A 16072-nucleotide genomic window follows, 5' to 3' on the forward strand; every position below is an offset into this window, starting at 1 on the left:
GGGTTCTTGCTCTTACGAAAACGGGTCCTGCTTGCATAACCGCGAACACTCACCGTCACCCATCACGAAAATCTTGCCAGATCCGAGAAGTGGCCGCGAAATCCCAGCATGTGCGCCCAAGGCCGCAGCCGGAGCGCCTTGTACTCGGGACGTGCGCCCAGTTCCCAGCAGGTGTGGATCATCCGCCGGGCATGCTCACTGACGGGTAGCGCGTCCAGGTGCAGGCCCGGCTTCAAGCCCGTTCCGCGGCAGCGACCGCAGGAGGCCATCAGGCTCAACCGCCCACGACCGCCGCAGGCCGGGCACGACAGCCGATGGTCGACGGTGCCGGAGGCTTCGGCGCCCTTGGTGGCGTACTTGGCGATGTAGCCGGCCACCGCCCGCTCGCTCAACCCGTCCGCCGCCTGGTCGAGCAGGATGGGTCGGATGTCGAGCTGATCACCCCAGACCAGGTCCCACCGGCCGAGATCGCTCGGGGGAGAGGTGACCGTGACCCGCTGGACCGCTGGAGGGATCGCCCGAGTGAGCAGGCCGTGATCAGCCCAGCCCGGAGGGACCTCACTCCCGCCGCCCGGACCGTCGAGCCTGACGATGGCGTGGAAGTGCACCAGGCCGCGCCGCTGGTACTCGGCGACCTTGGCGAACGACACCCGGACCCGCCTGGCGAACTCCCGACGGCTCAGCCCCGCCTCGCTGGCGAGGGTGCGCCGCACTTCCAAGGTGAAGCGGTGCCACAACGCGCCCGCGTGAGCCTGCCACAGCACCGCGCCCACGTAGTCGTAACACCGGCCGCAGATGGGTTGCCCGAGCCGTGCGTCTCCTGGCTCGTGGCGAGCATGGCAGCCGACCGGATGCCCGTGCTCACAGACCTTGTCGCGCTTACGGGGGCGGCAGGCCCGCACCGTCCCACCCTTCTCTCGTCGGGTGTGCACCGGCCCGAACGAGGGAGCGGTGAGCGTGACGAACGCCCGTGGATGCCTGCTCACCTCCTGCGGGACACCCTTGCCGCCGGACAGGCCCGCCCGGATCAACTGGAAAGTGTCGGCCCGGTAGACCTCCGAGCAGGACGGACACACCGAGGCCCGCCGGTTGCCGCAGGCCACCAATAGATGCCCGGACGGTTCATCCGTCGTGCGGTAGCTGTGCAGCACCTCACCGCTGGTCGCATTGACGGTCAATGACTCGCCCGCCAGGTGCACCGGGTGGGCGCACCCTCCGGTCGCCGTGACCATCGAGCGCCACCGGTCGTAGCCCGGATCGTTGATCACCCGTGCGAGATCGACCAGCCATTCCGGCTGCTGGTCGGCGGTGCGGTGCTGCGGTTTCTCCTTGCTGTTCATGACGTCCTCCTTCGCTCGCTCCCGACAGGTACTCCAACACGTGCTACGTCTTGGCCCATGTGGACATGGTAAACAACACGTGCTACCTCTTGTAAAGAGCAAACGTGGAAGAAGGAGAACTCGGCATGACCGATGACAAGGGCGCCGCCCGGTGGCGAATCATCGCCGACCTCTTGCGTTCTGACGTGGTGCAGGACCACTACCAGCCAGGACAGGCACTTCCCGGTGAAGCGTTCCTCGCCAACGAGTACGCCACCTCACGCCCGACGATCCGCAAGGCCATCGCCCAGCTCGTCGGGGAAGGGCTGCTCACCGTCGCCCACGGCCGGGGCACCTTCGTCCGCCCCACCCCTGACCGCCGCCTCATCCTCATGGGCGGCTCGGAGCGCGAAGACCTGCTCAGCCCCACGTACGACCCCGCCAAGCAGGGATGGGAACACGTAACCGTCGCCAGCGAGGCCGAACGCACCGCAGGCCGCGTCACTCCCAACTCGGCACTGTTCATGACCATCGAGGGCAGCAAGGCCGACGTTCTGGGCGTGCGCCGAGGCCGCATGGGCGTCTACCGCTACGCCTACTGGCAGCACACCAAGACCCGCGCCCGCATCCACCTGTACTCCTACCTCCTGGCCGACCAGGTCGCCACGATCACCGGCGAGGGCAGAGGTATGGAGATCGACTCCGAGATCGAACCCGAGGACTACTACGCCCACCTGGAGCGCACCCACGGACCGCTGCGTTGGATCACCTCGGTCCACACCCAGATGCCCTACGGCGAGACCTACGAGGACCTCAACATGGAGCCCATCGGCACACCCTTGTTGCTGGTCCGCCGGCTGATGCTCAGCAAGGACGGCCGCCCGCTGGAGTTCACCGAGATCGAAGCCCCTGGCGATCGCTTTGAAGCCGCAGCAGCCAGTGAGCATGACCAGGCCGGATCAGATGGACAGGTCTCACTCAGGGTGTAGTGGGCTCAGAGTTTCTTTACTGGTTCAAGGCAGTCCGCCTGCGGCGGCCTGCGCGCGTCGGGCCGTCGCTGGCCGCGCTGCGGCTCTCCGGCCGGTCGCGACCAGCGCCGCCCACGCGAGCTTGTTGGGCGTTCACAAGCAAAATGGAACACTACAACCCATTGCGGTCATTTATTCCTAGCCCCTCCTTGCTTACTTCTATGCCTTGTTCCTTTCGGAGCCGTCCTGTTCTAGGATCATGCCATGGCAGTGATACAGACGATGAGGGCAGATGAGGAATCGGAAGCTCCGCCACCAACCCTAACCGGAATAGAAGTTAGTGGATTGCTGGGTCAGTTTAATCACATAGTGAAGTTTAATGCTGACTCGGAGTTCGTAATTCTACATGGGCCGAATGGGGTCGGTAAGACAAAATTTCTTGAACTGATCGCGGCAACTTTCTCGCCCAAAGTCGGCAAGTTGAGGTCTATTCCATTTAGTTCCGCGCGGTTCGCGTTCTCTGATGGAACTCTGCTTGTTGTTAGTAAGGGCGAAGGGGAGCAGCTGGCGTTAATTGACGTCCCCGAGGAAAGCCCCATTGTGTTTAGGTTGTCTCTTCCTGGCACTGAAGACATTGTTTGGAATGCTGGCATGTATGGCGACCTGGATCCTCGCTATATCCGTATGCTAGAACGCGAAAATGATCTCATTCGTATAGGGCCAAATATTTGGCGTGATGCAAGGACGGGTGAAATAGTAGATATCCAAGAGCTATCCTATAAGAACTTGCGACTTACTCCGCGAGCTTTGCGGGAAATGCGAGATGCTGCAAGTACTATGCCAGGCCCAATTAAGAAATTTCTAGAATCACTAGAAATTCATTTGATCGAAACTCAGCGTCTATTAAATGCACATCCGAGACCTCGTAGACGGGACGAATCGGATCCTCAGCAAGCAACTGTGCTGGAATTCTCGCAAGACCTTATTCGGCGCATTAAGGAAGCTCAGGCGCAAAATTCTCGCATATCGCAACAGTTGGACCGAAAATTTCCGCGAAGACTGCTACATAATCGGATTAGGCCGATAGAGGCTACTGAGGAGAACATTAGGCAAAGATACAACGAACAGGGAGAGCTTAGGAAACGTCTCGCCGCCGTTTCCCTCCTTGATACATCAGATGAGCTACCTCTCCCTGAAGGAAAGATGGATGACTGGCAATGCCTGGTTCTGTGGAATTATTTGGACGACACCCAGAAGAAACTGGCGACCTTCAGTCCACTCCTGGACCGGGTAGAGCTATTTACTGAAATTGTTAACTCTCGCTTCCTTCACAAGAAAATTGTTATCGACCGCGACAGGGGACTAACGTTCATAACGACGCAAACTGGGACAACAATAGTCCCGGATCAGCTCTCTTCCGGAGAGCAGCATGAGCTGGTTCTCGTCTATGACCTTCTATTTAATACGAAAGAGAACAGTCTAGTTCTTATCGACGAGCCAGAGATCTCACTGCATGTTTCCTGGCAACAGGCGTTCCTTAGCGATATTATACGTATTGCTAATCTTACTTCGCTTAGGTTTATTATCGCGACCCACTCTCCTCAAATAATTCATACATGGTGGTCACGAGCGGTCGCGCTTGCCCCCCAAGACTAGAGGACTATAGAGCCCCCCGATGCGTGAACGTCTAACTGCCGATGATCTTTATGCCTACGTTTTAATGCTTAAGCCTGTTGAGAAACGTGCCATCCTGATTGTTGAAGGTGACAGTGATGACGCGGCACTCGCTGGTCATATAAATGATGATGAAGTTAATGTTATACCTGGATATGGGAAGGGAATCATTGAGCGAGTAATGTCAATGGTGAATGATGCTGGCATGCGAGAAGTTGGCGCAGTTCTCGATAGGGATTTTGGGGATATAGTAACTGGTGACTCTCCCCCGCTTAACACATTTTACAGCGATATGTATGATCTCGATGCGACAATATTTCTATCGGGTTCACTTTGTGAACGGGTGGCTAATAATTTCAGCAGTGTAGATGCTGTACGCTCGATTACAGTGTCATTAGGCTGTGTAAGTATCGAGCAGGCGGTAATTTCGCTCGCTCTTCCTTTGGGAGTGCTTCGACTCATATCTGTAAGAGACGGACTTGGCCTACGCCTACAAGATTTTCCTCTTGGTGAGGTGGTCGCTGACGATTGCAGAATGGTAGATATTGAACAACTTACTGTGAAGGCAATCCAAAGGTCTAATGATCAGGTTGCGCGTGGACCCAAAGATCTAGCTGCAGATCTCATGACAGAATTACTTGATATATCTGACCCAAAGCGGATGTGTTCAGGGCATGATCTAGTGCGATCACTATCGGTCCTTCTTCGAAAGAAGAGCGGTGTGTCTATGCGTCCTGACACTCTTGAGCGCGCTTTCAGAGCAGCTTTTTCTTGCGATCTATTATGTCGCACTATTCTCTATGCAGAAGTGGGTGCATGGGGGCGTAAAATGGGGCGCGAAGTTTGGGCTTGCGATCTTATTAAGTGACTGGCTTAAAAAGTTTAATTCCTTTGAGCTTGAGATTTAGTTAAGAGATGTGAATCTGCCGCGCGGCTTCCGTTCCTCGGGCCTGACGGCCCTGCGGTACGGGTCCACTTGCCGTCGGATGGCAGGGCGGGTCATTGGCCGGGGCACTGTGTACATGGGACACGGCATCGGCGCTTTACCTGAACACACGCCCTAAACTGCATATGCTGCTTGAGCGCAGCGAGCCTGCTCTGTGCTGTGACCGCCTGCCGTTTGCAAGCAGGCACTTAGATTCGTAATGATGCCGCCATGCAACGGCTTGCGCTCTTCGATCTAGACAATACGCTCGTCAACCTGTACGAGGCGTTCCAAGTATGGACCGGAGAGTTCGCCGAACAGCACGGTCTACGCTCCCCGACCAGGGTGATTGATTCACCTGAAAAGCGGACGGTCGTATTTCTTTTTGCTGGAGGCGTGGCGACACGGGTCCCTCCAGATCCCACGCCGCCACGCCCGTTCTACCGGGCTTTTCCGGACAGCAGCGCCGTCCAGATCGCCCGAGCCTCATTGATTGGCCAGGGAAGGGTTTCTCGGACCTGATGGCCGTTGTCGAGTTGAATGGTTCGCCGGATGAACGCCTGACCGGCGCCCTCGCACAGTTCGTAGACCGTGGCACGGCACCAGCAGGTCCAGGCCACCGAGCGTGCCCGTTCAAGCGTCGGGTACGGCTCTCGCCAGTCCAGACGGATGTGATCTCGCTGCGGCATCACCACATGCGGGCTCAGGCACTCATCGAGCAGAATCACGACGTGCGCTCCGCGACGTCCTTGGACCAGTTGGAAACCTTACGAAGTTCTTCGTACCGCTGAGCGACGCAGTGAGCGACGGTGATCGGATTGTCCACGCCGTAGACCCGGTACAAGCGGCGGCCCGTCTTCGCTGAGATCTTCCCCGTCCACCATCGGTAGGCAAGCCCGTCCGTCCAGACCACGAGATTGGTCCAGACGGAGACCAGGGAGACCCCGTGCCCTTGGTGGACGTCGGCCGCGACGCCGCAGTGTTCGAGACCGATCCGCAGGCGCTCAGCAGCCAGGGCGGCCGGGCATCGTTGAGCCAGCTCTTTCCTGTCGAGGGTGCTCATGACTCCAGCCCCTCCTGGTCGCGGAGCTGCTGAGCGAGTTCGGCAACGCCGTCGGCGTCGATTGTCCGATAGAGGCCGCGATTCACCTCCTCGTCGGTAAGGTGCCGGCCGTTCCGGGTGGCCCACAAACGACCCGCAGAACTACGCCAAATACACCATCCGGGAAAAGCCGCCTGGAGGTCCTCCAGAATCACGGGGATTGACATGGAGTAAGCGTCATTCCATTTGGGTGACGAACCCACCGCGTTCCAGAGACGTCCAGGACGTTTCAAAGTTAGAGTCGAAAACGTCCCTGACGTCCTCACTCCGCGAGGTGCACCGTGGCCAACGTCCCCTTACGTCGCGCCATGCTCGATGCGAAGCTGAGCAACCAGAACCTGGCGGATCGCTGCGGAGTGGATGTTAAGACGGTGGAACGCTGGTTACAGGATGAGGCACGAGTTCCGCACCTCCGGCACCAGTTGGCCGCCGCCGAGGCATTAGGAGTTGATACGTCCGTGTTGTGGCCAGAAGCTATCCGTAACACCGTGAAGACCGGCCCGGATCGAGAGGTTCTGACCGTTTACCCCTATCGGTCGGCTTGTCCCAAGTCGATCTGGCGCAACCTGATCACCTCGGCCCGCAACGAGATCGTCTTCGCCGGGTACACCAACTATTTCCTGTGGCTGGAGCACCCCAACCTCGCCAAGGTTCTCAAGCGCAAGGCCGAGCAGGGGTGCAAGATCCGGTTCCTGATCGGGGACCCGGACAGCGAGGTCACCCGCCGCCGGGAGGAGGTGGAGAACGTCCCCCTGACGGTCTCCACCCGCATCCGGATCACCCTCTCAGAGATCGAGGAGGTTCGGAACGTACCCGGTATCGAGGCGAGGTTCGGAGACGAGCACATCGCGATGAGCGTCTTCCGCTTCGACTCCGAGATGCTCGTGACGCCGCACCTGGCCAAGCTCGTCGGTCACGATTCGCCGATGATGCACCTGCGCCGCTACCAGGACGACGGGCTGTTCGACCGGTTCGGCTACCACGCCTCCGAGCTGTGGAGCAACGGGCGGGACGTCTGGGCGGACGACCCGCGGGAGAGCGTGAGCTCTGAGTGACGAATTAGACGGCAGTCACTCTAAGTAGAACTCCCGGTTTCCGGTGCTCTTCGCTTATCAGGGTCCATGGATAGGATTCGAGCGGATCATGAGATGCCTTGATCGACCCTGGTTGGAGTTGCCGTGACTCTGCAAGAGCGGTCCCCGAGAAGTTCGATCGGCGCACCGGGCCTGCCTCTGATTGGCTCGCTGACGATCCTCGGCATCCTGCTCCTGTACGCGGGGAGTTTTCCTGGTATCGGCCCTCTGTGGATACTGCCTGTTCTCCTTACGTTTTTCGTGCTTGGCGTGGTCTGGTTTGTGCGCCTCGCCGTGGAACTTTTCACTCCGGAGCGGCGACCGGGAGTCAGGCGAGACCTGCTGCGCTGGGTGGCGCCACTGATCATCGTTTTTCCGCTGTTGGCGCTGGGTAGCCAGGGAGAGCCGGAGAGATCCAGGTTCGCGTTGTCCGAGGGAAGTTTCGAGAAGGTCGCACGGTCGGTGTTGGCGGGAGACGCAAACTGGAAGATGGGGCCTGGGAGGCTAGGGCTGTTCGACGTTTCCTGGGCCGAACGGTATGGGAACACCGTGCGCTTCGCACTGGCCGGCGGGTGGGACGGCATCTACGAGCGTGGCGTCATATGGAGCCCGCAGGGGGAGCCTCAACTGCCCGAGGAGGAAGAATTTGAAGCCGACGTCGAGCACTACCAGGGTTCCTGGTATCTGTGGAACGAGAATTTCTGAATCGATGAGTGACTAACTGGGTGACAACGACTCCGGACGGGGGCGGACAACGGTGGACGACCGTGGACAGTACGCCCAGGTCAGGGTCGGTATCGGCCCTGGTCGCGCCCCCGTTCGGATCGCCTTACAAGCGAGATGTCACTGGTTCGAACCCAGTAGTGCCCACCAGCCAAAACGCCCCGTATCCGATCTTCGGAACGGGGCGTGAGTGACTAACTCTCGAAGATGTCGTCCATGGCCTCCGTGCCATACATGAGCATGAGGTGGTCCTGCTTGTAGGACGGTTTCTGGACATCCTTCCGAAACGAGCCCTTGATCTCGGATGTCCGTCAGTCCGGATCAAGCCCAGCGTGCTCAGCCTTCGTCGAACAGATCTTCCAGCATGAGACGAGCCCGATCAGGGACAGGTTCGTCGGGAAAGATCTCCGCACACAGAGCAAGGACCTCATCGGTTGAGCCAAGGGCGAGGCGCTCGACAAGAGCTTGAATATCGCCGATATCCCTTCGGCGGGCAGCCAGAACTTTCATCGCCAATAGATGTTCCGGCGATGCTGCGGATACACGCAGCCCAGGATGGTCGAAGACGCGTCGGGCCGAACTGTCTCCGCCCGGAGCGACGTAGGCACTGGCCTGCTCGTTGAGCCACCATGACGGCAGCCCAAGCTCTGAGGCGACCGCGCGTGCCTCGTCAAGGACGATCCCGTGCGGTTCGAAGACGGCGTCGATGTCGCGGGTGGACCGGCGAGCGTCGTAGGCCAATGCCATGGCTGCTCCACCAAAGATGTAAAGATCGGCGATGACCCCGCGGCGAGCAAGGCGATCACCGAGGCGTCGGAACGCGTCCTCGATCGCAGCCCGATCGAGGAGAGGAGCGTCGTTCATGCGACCTCTAGCTCCTGGGGGTGGATGAAGACTCCACGGCGGCGGAAGGAAGCAGGTGCGTGGACGAATGCGTCGACACGGGCTGCTGGAGTGTTGAAGGGGAACCAGAACTGGTGGAGTCGCCGTGATTCGGCCCAGGAGGGGCCGGCATGACCGTCTTTCGCGGCGAGATGCTCGGCGAGCGCGGCAAGGAAGACGTCCCAGTGAATATCACCCACGCTGGAGGGCTCCAGGGACAACAGGTCGAGCCGGACCACAGATGGCTCGTGCCGGTACTCCTCCAGGAATTCGGCGACCAGACGCCAGCGTGTCTCCTCGTTGGGATGATCGGCCAGCCAGCCTGCGAGCACCGAGATGGAGGCGGCTTGATACTGCCGGACGCGCTTCATAGATATCACGGTAGCCCAATGCCCGACGCAGGGTGATCGGTTGGATCAGCCCTGCTCGTGGAGGTGGGCCAGCCTAAACTCGCAGCTGTGAGAGCGAGGCGCGAGGAAGTACATCACCCAGCAGGTCGGCGGTCAGAGACGGAGTCTCACCTAGTTCTGGAGCCGAGCCTGTCGAGGCGGTCGGCCGAGCGGGAACTTCCGTTCTTTGCTTCCTTCGAGGTCGAGAGTGACCTCGCCGAGGAAGACGGCATACGTGAGTGACCAACTGGGTGACAACGACCCCGGACGGGGGCGTACAACGGTGGACGGCCGTGGACCGTACGCCCAGGTCAGGGCCGGTATCCGCCCTGGTCACGCCCCCGCTCGAATCGCCTTACAAGCGAGATGTCACTGGTTCGAACCCAGTAGTGCCCACCACAAGCCCCTGACCTGCTAAAAACAGGTCAAGGACTCTTTTTTGCCCGCCACGCGCATCGCAGCGTCGGTTGGACAGATGTCGCCTTCACGCGTGAGATGCCCCCGTTGGGCAGCTGTCTCGAATGGGCTCGGCTGATTTCAGGCGACCTTGACGGAGTGTGGGCCGACACTGATCGTCACCTCGACGTGCCCGCCCAGCGCAGCCGCGTAGGCCCGGAGAGTTTCCAGCTCCATGGCGTCAAGGTCGCCGTTTTCGATCTGAGAGACCCGTGATTGGGAGATGCCGAGCGCGGCAGCGACCTCGGCCTGGGTTTTGCCCAGCGACTTACGCAGCTCTTTCAGGTGATACCCCGCCACGTACGCATCCAGTTCGGCTTCAGCGGCAGCCTGTCGCTCGGGAGTGGCCAGCTCGGGGTGAAGCCGGTGGGCCTCAGCCTTGACCTCCTGCCAGCGGCGCGCAGGGCTCATCGCCTGTCCTCCTTGCTCTGCTCGGCCTTCTTCTCCACGCGGTACTCCATGTAGCGAGACTTGGCCAGCGGGATCGCTTCGTCGTACCAGCGCGACCACTTGCCTGCCTTGTCTCCTGCCACGAGGAAGACCGCTTCTCTGTCGGGATCGAAGATGAAGATGATTCTAATCTCTGACCGTCCTCGCGACCCTGGACGAAGCTCCTTCAGGTTGTTCAGGTCGTCGTCCTCCAACGTGTCCACCAAGGGGCGCCCGAGGGCGGGGCCGACCTCGGCGAGCCGGTCGATCGCCTTTTCGACGAGGGCCGCCGAGTCCGGATCACTCTCACAGAGTTTGAGGAACCAGGACTCTACGGGTTCCAGCAGGACGATCTCCCAGGTCATCTTCAGAATATAACCTCTGGCTCATATTTGGAGTGGAGCTTCGACGAGGTTGGAAAGACTCCTTCACAAGATTGACCGGTCCGCCTGCGCCGTGACCGCGGAGGAGAATCGTCGATGATGCGCTTGTGTCGCTACCAGGACGACGGCCTGTTCGACCGGTTCGGCTATCACGCCTCAGAGCTGTGGAGCACCGGCTGGGACGTCTGGGCGGATGACCCGCGGGAGAGCGTGAGCTCTGGGTGACGAATCAGGCGGCAGTCACTCTGGGTAGAACTCCCGGTTTCCGGTGCTCTGCGCTTATTGGGGTCTATGGATAAGATTCGAATGGATCATGGGATGCCTTGATCGACCCTGGTTGGAGTTGCCGTGACTCTGCAAGAGCGGTCCCTGAGAAGTTCGATCGGAGCACCGGGGCTGCCTCTGATCGGCTCGCTGACGGTCCTGGGCACCCTGCTCCTGTACGCGGGGAGTTTTCCTGGCATCGGCCCTCTGTGGGCCCTGCCCGCTCTTCTCGCGTTCTTCGTACTTGGCGTGGTCTGGTTTGCGCGCCTCGCCGTAGAACTTTTCGTTCCGGAGCGGCGGCCGGGAGTCAGGCGAAACCTGCTGCGCTGGGCGGCGCCAGTGGTCGTCGTGATCCCGCTGTTGGCGCTGGGTGCCCTAGGAGAACCGGAGAGATCCAGGTTCGCGTTGTCCGAGGGGAGTTTCGAAAAGGTCGCACGGTCGGTGTTGGCGGGAAACGCAGACTGGAAGATGGGGCCTGGAACGCTAGGGCTGTTCGACGTCTCCTGGGCCGAACGGTATGGGAACACCGTGCGCTTCGCACTGGCCGGTGGGTGGGACGGCATTTATGAGCGTGGCGTCATATGGAGCCCGCAGGGGGAGCCTCAACTGCCCGAGGAGGAAGAATTTGAAGCCGACGTCGAGCACTACCAGGGTTCCTGGTATCTGTGGAACGAGAACTTCTGAATCGATGAGTGACCAACTGGGTGACAACGACCCCGGACGGGGGCGGACGCCGGTGGACGGTCGTGGACCGTACGCCCAGGTCAGGTGCGGTATCGGCCCTGGTCGCGCCCCCGCTCGGATCGCCTTACAAGCGAGATGTCACTGGTTCGAACCCAGTAGTGCCCACCAGCCAGAACGCCCCGTATCCGATCTTCGGAACGGGGCGTTAGTGACTACCGGGTTGAACTCGTGGCGTCGTGGCTTCTGACATGCGTTGATTTCCGGGTGCACCGCATCATGAGGTACGCACAAGGCGGGGAACTGTCCTTCGAGCGAAGGGCGTTCCGTGAAAGGGCGTGGCTGCAGGCAGCCGAGAGGTTCGCCCGAGACGAATCCAGCACGGTCATCACCTGGGATCTGCGGATCAATGTCCGGTCCGTTCAGCGATGGCCCGGGCAGTGGCGGGTCAGCGGGGCCAAGGCGTTGCGCTCGCACGGGTCTGCCTCTTTGTCCCGGCTCGGCGAGCGGCAACTCGCCGCGCTGGAGCAGGAGCCGGCCAAGGGGCCGATCGCGCACGGTTGGCCCGATCAGCACCGAACCCTGTCGCGGATCACCGTCGTGATCGAGCGGCGTTTCCAGTCGTTACAGTGATGCAGCATGACGTCTGGCTTCAACACGCCGATCGATCCCGCGTTGTTGCCGAAGGCGGAGTTCGCCTTCCCCGGCCCGCTGCGCGACACGCTTGTCGCCGCGATCCTCGGCGGTCGCAAGATCGCTACGACCAGTCTGGCCGTCGAGTACGAGCGCGAGGGGCTGCCGCTGCCCGAGAGGGGTGGGCGGTCTGTGGTGGTGGACTCCGCCGACCGGCCGGTGGCCGTTATCGAGGTGACGAGCGTTCGGGTCGTACCGCTGGGGGAGGTGGATGCGGCCCATGCGCTGGATGAGGGCGAGGGCCATGCGACCATCGCGCAGTGGCGTGCGGCTCATGAGGCGTTCTGGCATGGTCAGGAGATGCGTTCGGCGCTGGGTGATGCCACCTTCGCCGTGGACGACGCCACCTCGGTGGTCTTGGAACGTTTCCGTGTCATCGCCGATCTCCGCGCAACGTGACGGCCACACACGGCAGATGGGACCTGCGAGACGCGTCATATGTCTCATTGAGCAGGGGGCGCTCCAACCTCAAAGGCGATCGTGGCGACGTCGGCACACTGAGTGGCCAAAGCTCCTCTTGGATCAGCATAAGAAATTTCTTATGCTGGGGTGAGCTGGCAGATATTGATCGTCCCGGAGGTCCGTGACCGGCTTCACGAGCTACGGAAAACGGATCGGCAGACGCTGTTGCTGATAGCTGCGGCCCTGGATCGGGTCGCCGAGGAAGGTCCCGGTTTGGGGCGGCCCTTGGTGGACACGCTTCAAGGATCGACCATCCGTAACCTCAAGGAGTTGAGACCTGGATCCAGTGGGCGGAGCGAGGTGCGGATGCTCTTCGTCTTCGGCCCTTGGCGTCAAGCTGTGTTCCTGGTCGCCGGGGACAGGTCCGGCGACTGGAGCGGTTGGTATGACGTGGCGATCAAAACGGCAGAGGTGCGGTTTGCCCGGTATCTCAAGGAGAGGAAGCAATGAGCGATCAGGCAGTGACATGGGAGGAACTGCGTGCCGAGCTTGTCGAGCCCGGCGATGAGCAGGAGGTCGCTCAACTCCGCGACGGGCTCGTAGCCCGCCAGCGTGCCTACCAACTCGCTGAAGCCAGACGCAAGCTCGGTCTACGGCAGGAGGATGTCGCTCAGGCGATGGGCGTGTCACAGGCCCGTATCTCACAGATCGAGAGCGGAGTGATCAGCGAAGTGGCCACCCTGGCCGCCTACGTGACGGCGCTCGGAGGTCAGCTCAAGATCGTGGCCGACTTCGGCGACTCGGCCATGGTGCTCGATACGCCTCGCGGTCGTCGTACGGGGTGATCGTGCCCATGAGGGATGCTCGCAGTTTCGGCGGTCCCGGCGACCCTTGAAGCGGTGAGGCGGGGATGGCGTCACTCACGCGCGGAGTCGTCGATCTGCACCGGGTATCCGGCGTTCAACGCGGCGACGGTCGAGGGCGGGGTGATGACGTCGGCGAGTCCCCGTACGGGCCGTGGGTGGCGGGTCCGGTATCCCTCGGACGTCCATTTGACGAGCCGAGGGCCGATGACGACGGCGGAGGAGGCGTCGAGCCGGACGAAGGTACCGTCGGGCAGGCCGGCCCAGGGGGCCTCGTGGATACGCCTCTGGCGCGTGCCCCGGACGAGCCGCTCGCCGTGCAGCTGCCGATTCATCGCCCGGCTGGACGGCACGTCGACCCGTAGCCCCTCGGCCCAGGCGAAGCGGTAGGCGTTGTAGCTGTCCCTGCGGCATTCCGCGCACGGGCGATGCCCGGCCGCCAACGAGACGGCCTCGTCGTGGAAGTACAGGAAGGTGTAGTGATCGGGGCGCCACTGTTCCTGCCGCCGTTCCTTGAACCTGAGCGCACAGGTGATCCACAGGTCGCCCGCGTGGAAGCGGACGATGTGCTCGCCCGAATGGATGATGCCGCGGTTCCCCGTCCAGGCGCCGCGCAGCGAGATCGCCACGATGTCCCCCATGGGGGTGACCCGGTTGCGGGAAGGCGTCATGCGGTGTCCTTTCACCCGGGCTCATGAGAGTCCGGCATGCCGGTCGGGCCTCACCACCGTGGCCCGGGTCGAGGCCGCGTGTCCAGATCGATCACGACTCCGCACAACGCCTGGAAGGCTACTGAAGATCTTGTCCTTGTGGTGGTGCTCTTGGTCGGCAGGGGTTGGCTCTGACATTGCGGACCGGTGGTGCGGCGCACTGCGCGCGGGCCTTCGTCCAGGTCGATGGTGAGCGTGTTGTCGCTGATGACCGGGTCGGCGTACGAGCGGCTGGGCGGCCGGACGAGGTGATCTGCCGGGCGGCCACGATCATTCCCAGGGAGCCGGGCGCGGCGCCGCACCGTGATCGGCCATCGCGCGGGACCCGGTGCGGCCCGGCCGGGCGGGCATCACGCGCTGGCAGGGGAAAGCGCGGGCAGCGGAAACGAGGCTCGGCCGGTTCCCGGCCGCGATGCTACGAATCCGGCCGGAGACCGAGTTCACTCTGCTCAGAGCAGATCCGCCCCGGGCAGATCGCGTCGATTTCGATCCGGACCGCCCCACATGATGGACGCATGAGTGAAGAATCGAAAATTCCACTGTTCAACGCGCGGGTGAGACATCAGCTTTACGAGCAGCGTGTGCTCGTTCTCGACGGCCCTCTCAACGACGACAACGGGACATTGCTCGCCACGCAATTGATGGCACTCGCCACGCAGGACGCGTCGGCCGACATCGCATTGTGGATTCACTCCCCGGGCGGCTCGGTTCCGTCGATGCTCGCGATCCGCGACATCATCCGGCTCATTCCCTGTGACGTTTCGACCCTTGTTCTGGGAATCGCCTACAGCGCCGGGCAGTTCCTGCTGTCGTCGGGCGCCCGGGGGAAGCGCCGGGCCCTGCCGCACTCACGTGTCCTGATGCACCAGGGTTCGGCCGGAATCGGCGGCACCGCGGTCGACATCGAGCTGCAGGCCGGGGACCTCCGGCACACTCGCGACACGGTGCTCGGTCTCATCGCGCAGGACACGGGCCAGTCCGTGGAGCGCATATTCGAGGACTCTCTGCACGATCGCTGGTACACGGCGCAGGAGGCGCTGAACTACGGCTTCATAGACGGAATCGTCCAGAGCTTCGACGAAATCGCACCGCACACTCGCCCGCGGCCCGGATTCGGCGTCACCGAAGGAGTCGGCCAGTGACCACGTACACGATCCCCAACGTCATCGCCCGGAATTCCCGTAGTGAGCGGATCATGGATGTCTACTCGCACCTGCTCACCGAGCGAATTGTCTATCTGGGAACCGCGATCGACGCGGGCGTCGCGAACGCGCTTGTCGCGCAGCTCATTTTCCTGGAGTCGGACAACCCCGATGCCGCCATACAGTTCTATATCAACTGCGAGGGCGGGGACCCGAGCGCGATGCTCGCGATTTACGACACCATGCGCTATATCCGCCCGCGGGTCGAGACGACCTGCGTCGGACAGGCCATCGCGGTGGGTGCCGTCCTTCTCGCCGCGGGCGCCGAAGGAAAACGTGCCGCCCTCCCGCACGCACGGATAATCCTGCACCAACCGGCTGCCCAGGGGCGCGGAACGATCCCCGACCTCATCCTGCAGGCCGACGAGGTCGTACGTGTCCGGGCGGACATCGAGCGCATACTGTCACGGCACACGGGCCAGAGCATCGAGACCCTGCGTGCCGACACCGATCACGACCGCGTGTTCACCGCGACCGCCGCCCTGGAGTACGGGCTCCTCGACGAGATCATCGAGGAGCACTCACCGGCTCACAGATGAGCCCGGCAGGCCGCGCTACGCGGCCAGGGCGTACGCCGCCGAGCAGGTGGCACCTGTCGACGCGCTGCTGCTCTGGGCGGACCGCAGGTTCTCGGCGACGGCGAGGGTGAGATCGATCAGGGTGACGTCCAGCGCGCCGGCGACCGCGGCGATCATCTCGCTCGACGGCTCCTTGAGGCCTCGTTCCATCTCGGAGAGATACTGCGGCGAGACGCCGGCGCGACGCGCCGTCTCGCTCAGCTTCTCGCCCCGCTCGTGACGAAGACCCCTGAGACACTCACCGAGCGCGTGCCGCCACAGCGGCTCGCGAGCCGGAGACGGCTTGGGGTCGGTCCGATCGATCACCGGGCGCAGCGGCGGGACAGAGAAGGCCATGTCTCACCATAAATAGACAG

Annotated in this window: 22 protein-coding genes; 13 read left to right on the top strand and 9 right to left on the bottom strand. The window is 61.9% G+C overall.

Annotated elements, in window-relative coordinates:
* Nucleotides 1-62: 62 nt before the first annotated feature.
* A complete protein-coding gene (locus tag ACFYWM_RS37080; protein ID WP_389923985.1) occupies nt 63-1340 on the bottom strand; it encodes a replication initiator in 1278 nt (425 codons plus the stop codon).
* A 125-nt stretch (nt 1341-1465) separates the two neighbouring features.
* On the opposite strand from ACFYWM_RS37080, the gene ACFYWM_RS37085 reads away from it, so the two are divergent.
* From ACFYWM_RS37085 to ACFYWM_RS37095, 3 genes are all read left to right on the top strand, one after another.
* A complete protein-coding gene (locus ACFYWM_RS37085) occupies nt 1466-2308 on the top strand; it encodes a GntR family transcriptional regulator (protein ID WP_389923988.1) in 843 nt (280 codons plus the stop codon).
* A gap of 243 nt (nt 2309-2551) precedes the next feature.
* Nucleotides 2552-3943 (top strand): AAA family ATPase, encoded by a 1392-nt coding sequence (locus ACFYWM_RS37090; RefSeq protein WP_389923991.1) that lies wholly within the window; start codon nt 2552-2554, stop codon nt 3941-3943.
* Between the two features lie 19 nt (nt 3944-3962).
* Complete coding sequence (locus ACFYWM_RS37095; RefSeq protein WP_389923994.1) at nt 3963-4829, top strand: hypothetical protein; 867 nt, start codon at nt 3963-3965, stop codon at nt 4827-4829.
* 497 nt (nt 4830-5326) lie between these two features.
* On the opposite strand, the gene ACFYWM_RS37100 is transcribed toward ACFYWM_RS37095, so the two are convergent.
* Nucleotides 5327-5614, bottom strand: coding sequence for a hypothetical protein (locus ACFYWM_RS37100; RefSeq protein ID WP_389923996.1), 288 nt, complete (start codon nt 5612-5614; stop codon nt 5327-5329).
* A complete protein-coding gene (locus ACFYWM_RS37105) occupies nt 5611-5949 on the bottom strand; it encodes a hypothetical protein (protein WP_389923998.1) in 339 nt (112 codons plus the stop codon). Before ACFYWM_RS37105 ends, ACFYWM_RS37100 begins: the two co-directional genes overlap by 4 nt.
* A 527-nt stretch (nt 5950-6476) precedes the next feature.
* On the opposite strand from ACFYWM_RS37105, the gene ACFYWM_RS37110 reads away from it, so the two are divergent.
* On the top strand, nt 6477-7043 hold the full coding sequence (locus ACFYWM_RS37110) for a hypothetical protein (RefSeq protein WP_389924000.1): 567 nt from the start codon (nt 6477-6479) through the stop codon (nt 7041-7043).
* A 123-nt stretch (nt 7044-7166) separates the two neighbouring features.
* The gene (locus ACFYWM_RS37115; RefSeq protein ID WP_389924003.1) at nt 7167-7766 is read left to right on the top strand and encodes a hypothetical protein; all 600 of its coding nucleotides are present in this window, start codon (nt 7167-7169) and stop codon (nt 7764-7766) included.
* 354 nt (nt 7767-8120) lie between these two features.
* On the opposite strand, the gene ACFYWM_RS37120 is transcribed toward ACFYWM_RS37115, so the two are convergent.
* The 4 genes from ACFYWM_RS37120 to ACFYWM_RS37135 all read right to left on the bottom strand — a co-directional run bounded on the left by ACFYWM_RS37120 (nt 8121) and on the right by ACFYWM_RS37135 (nt 10305).
* Complete coding sequence (locus ACFYWM_RS37120; protein WP_389924006.1) at nt 8121-8648, bottom strand: DUF6036 family nucleotidyltransferase; 528 nt, start codon at nt 8646-8648, stop codon at nt 8121-8123.
* A complete protein-coding gene (locus ACFYWM_RS37125; RefSeq protein WP_389924009.1) occupies nt 8645-9037 on the bottom strand; it encodes a hypothetical protein in 393 nt (130 codons plus the stop codon). Before ACFYWM_RS37125 ends, ACFYWM_RS37120 begins: the two co-directional genes overlap by 4 nt.
* Before the next feature lie 555 nt (nt 9038-9592).
* Nucleotides 9593-9922 carry a helix-turn-helix domain-containing protein gene (locus tag ACFYWM_RS37130; RefSeq protein WP_031170124.1) on the bottom strand — a complete coding sequence of 110 codons (330 nt, stop codon included), beginning with the start codon at nt 9920-9922 and terminating at the stop codon, nt 9593-9595.
* Nucleotides 9919-10305, bottom strand: coding sequence for a type II toxin-antitoxin system RelE/ParE family toxin (locus tag ACFYWM_RS37135; RefSeq protein ID WP_389924012.1), 387 nt, complete (start codon nt 10303-10305; stop codon nt 9919-9921). Before ACFYWM_RS37135 ends, ACFYWM_RS37130 begins: the two co-directional genes overlap by 4 nt.
* A 114-nt stretch (nt 10306-10419) precedes the next feature.
* Between ACFYWM_RS37135 and ACFYWM_RS37140 the strand changes: the two genes are divergently transcribed.
* The 6 genes from ACFYWM_RS37140 (at nt 10420) to ACFYWM_RS37165 (ending at nt 13208) form a co-directional block, all read left to right on the top strand.
* Nucleotides 10420-10548 carry a hypothetical protein gene (locus ACFYWM_RS37140; RefSeq protein WP_389924015.1) on the top strand — a complete coding sequence of 43 codons (129 nt, stop codon included), beginning with the start codon at nt 10420-10422 and terminating at the stop codon, nt 10546-10548.
* 123 nt (nt 10549-10671) lie between these two features.
* Nucleotides 10672-11271 carry a hypothetical protein gene (locus tag ACFYWM_RS37145; protein WP_389924018.1) on the top strand — a complete coding sequence of 200 codons (600 nt, stop codon included), beginning with the start codon at nt 10672-10674 and terminating at the stop codon, nt 11269-11271.
* Between the two features lie 228 nt (nt 11272-11499).
* Nucleotides 11500-11901, top strand: a complete 402-nt coding sequence (locus ACFYWM_RS37150) for a hypothetical protein (RefSeq protein WP_389924020.1) — start codon at nt 11500-11502, stop codon at nt 11899-11901.
* A gap of 6 nt (nt 11902-11907) precedes the next feature.
* Nucleotides 11908-12360 (top strand): ASCH domain-containing protein, encoded by a 453-nt coding sequence (locus tag ACFYWM_RS37155; RefSeq protein WP_389924023.1) that lies wholly within the window; start codon nt 11908-11910, stop codon nt 12358-12360.
* Nucleotides 12361-12510: 150 nt separating this feature from the next.
* On the top strand, nt 12511-12873 hold the full coding sequence (locus ACFYWM_RS37160) for a type II toxin-antitoxin system RelE/ParE family toxin (protein WP_389924026.1): 363 nt from the start codon (nt 12511-12513) through the stop codon (nt 12871-12873).
* The gene (locus ACFYWM_RS37165) at nt 12870-13208 is read left to right on the top strand and encodes a helix-turn-helix domain-containing protein (protein ID WP_389924028.1); all 339 of its coding nucleotides are present in this window, start codon (nt 12870-12872) and stop codon (nt 13206-13208) included. Before ACFYWM_RS37160 ends, ACFYWM_RS37165 begins: the two co-directional genes overlap by 4 nt.
* Nucleotides 13209-13279: 71 nt before the next feature.
* Here ACFYWM_RS37165 and ACFYWM_RS37170 read toward each other — a convergent pair whose 3' ends face one another.
* Nucleotides 13280-13897 carry a hypothetical protein gene (locus ACFYWM_RS37170; RefSeq protein WP_389924030.1) on the bottom strand — a complete coding sequence of 206 codons (618 nt, stop codon included), beginning with the start codon at nt 13895-13897 and terminating at the stop codon, nt 13280-13282.
* Between the two features lie 554 nt (nt 13898-14451).
* Between ACFYWM_RS37170 and ACFYWM_RS37175 the strand changes: the two genes are divergently transcribed.
* Both ACFYWM_RS37175 and ACFYWM_RS37180 read left to right on the top strand, forming a co-directional pair.
* Nucleotides 14452-15078, top strand: a complete 627-nt coding sequence (locus tag ACFYWM_RS37175) for a ClpP family protease (RefSeq protein ID WP_389924032.1) — start codon at nt 14452-14454, stop codon at nt 15076-15078.
* Nucleotides 15075-15677 carry a ClpP family protease gene (locus ACFYWM_RS37180; protein WP_389924034.1) on the top strand — a complete coding sequence of 201 codons (603 nt, stop codon included), beginning with the start codon at nt 15075-15077 and terminating at the stop codon, nt 15675-15677. The genes ACFYWM_RS37175 and ACFYWM_RS37180 overlap by 4 nt, the downstream gene beginning before the upstream one ends.
* A 15-nt stretch (nt 15678-15692) precedes the next feature.
* On the opposite strand, the gene ACFYWM_RS37185 is transcribed toward ACFYWM_RS37180, so the two are convergent.
* Nucleotides 15693-16052, bottom strand: a complete 360-nt coding sequence (locus ACFYWM_RS37185; protein ID WP_389924037.1) for a helix-turn-helix domain-containing protein — start codon at nt 16050-16052, stop codon at nt 15693-15695.
* Nucleotides 16053-16072 lie beyond the last annotated feature (20 nt).

Origin of the sequence: Streptosporangium sp. NPDC002721 (assembly GCF_042888905.1) — a bacterium.
In the GTDB taxonomy this organism is placed as follows: Bacteria; Actinomycetota; Actinomycetes; order Streptosporangiales; family Streptosporangiaceae; genus Streptosporangium.

Excerpts from the sequence above, each read along its gene's own strand:
- ACFYWM_RS37125 (WP_389924009.1), bottom strand. The coding sequence starts at position 9,037 with ATGAAGCGCGTCCGGCAGTATCAAGCCGCCTCCATCTCGGTGCTCGCA.
- ACFYWM_RS37105 (WP_389923998.1), bottom strand. The coding sequence starts at position 5,949 with ATGAGCACCCTCGACAGGAAAGAGCTGGCTCAACGATGCCCGGCCGCC.
- ACFYWM_RS37165 (WP_389924028.1), top strand. The coding sequence starts at position 12,870 with ATGAGCGATCAGGCAGTGACATGGGAGGAACTGCGTGCCGAGCTTGTC.
- ACFYWM_RS37120 (WP_389924006.1), bottom strand. The coding sequence starts at position 8,648 with ATGAACGACGCTCCTCTCCTCGATCGGGCTGCGATCGAGGACGCGTTC.
- ACFYWM_RS37080 (WP_389923985.1), bottom strand. The coding sequence starts at position 1,340 with ATGAACAGCAAGGAGAAACCGCAGCACCGCACCGCCGACCAGCAGCCG.
- ACFYWM_RS37090 (WP_389923991.1), top strand. The coding sequence starts at position 2,552 with ATGGCAGTGATACAGACGATGAGGGCAGATGAGGAATCGGAAGCTCCG.
- ACFYWM_RS37095 (WP_389923994.1), top strand. The coding sequence starts at position 3,963 with ATGCGTGAACGTCTAACTGCCGATGATCTTTATGCCTACGTTTTAATG.
- ACFYWM_RS37130 (WP_031170124.1), bottom strand. The coding sequence starts at position 9,922 with ATGAGCCCTGCGCGCCGCTGGCAGGAGGTCAAGGCTGAGGCCCACCGG.
- ACFYWM_RS37170 (WP_389924030.1), bottom strand. The coding sequence starts at position 13,897 with ATGACGCCTTCCCGCAACCGGGTCACCCCCATGGGGGACATCGTGGCG.
- ACFYWM_RS37140 (WP_389924015.1), top strand. The coding sequence starts at position 10,420 with ATGATGCGCTTGTGTCGCTACCAGGACGACGGCCTGTTCGACCGGTTC.
- ACFYWM_RS37185 (WP_389924037.1), bottom strand. The coding sequence starts at position 16,052 with ATGGCCTTCTCTGTCCCGCCGCTGCGCCCGGTGATCGATCGGACCGAC.
- ACFYWM_RS37085 (WP_389923988.1), top strand. The coding sequence starts at position 1,466 with ATGACCGATGACAAGGGCGCCGCCCGGTGGCGAATCATCGCCGACCTC.
- ACFYWM_RS37155 (WP_389924023.1), top strand. The coding sequence starts at position 11,908 with ATGACGTCTGGCTTCAACACGCCGATCGATCCCGCGTTGTTGCCGAAG.
- ACFYWM_RS37175 (WP_389924032.1), top strand. The coding sequence starts at position 14,452 with ATGAGTGAAGAATCGAAAATTCCACTGTTCAACGCGCGGGTGAGACAT.
- ACFYWM_RS37135 (WP_389924012.1), bottom strand. The coding sequence starts at position 10,305 with ATGACCTGGGAGATCGTCCTGCTGGAACCCGTAGAGTCCTGGTTCCTC.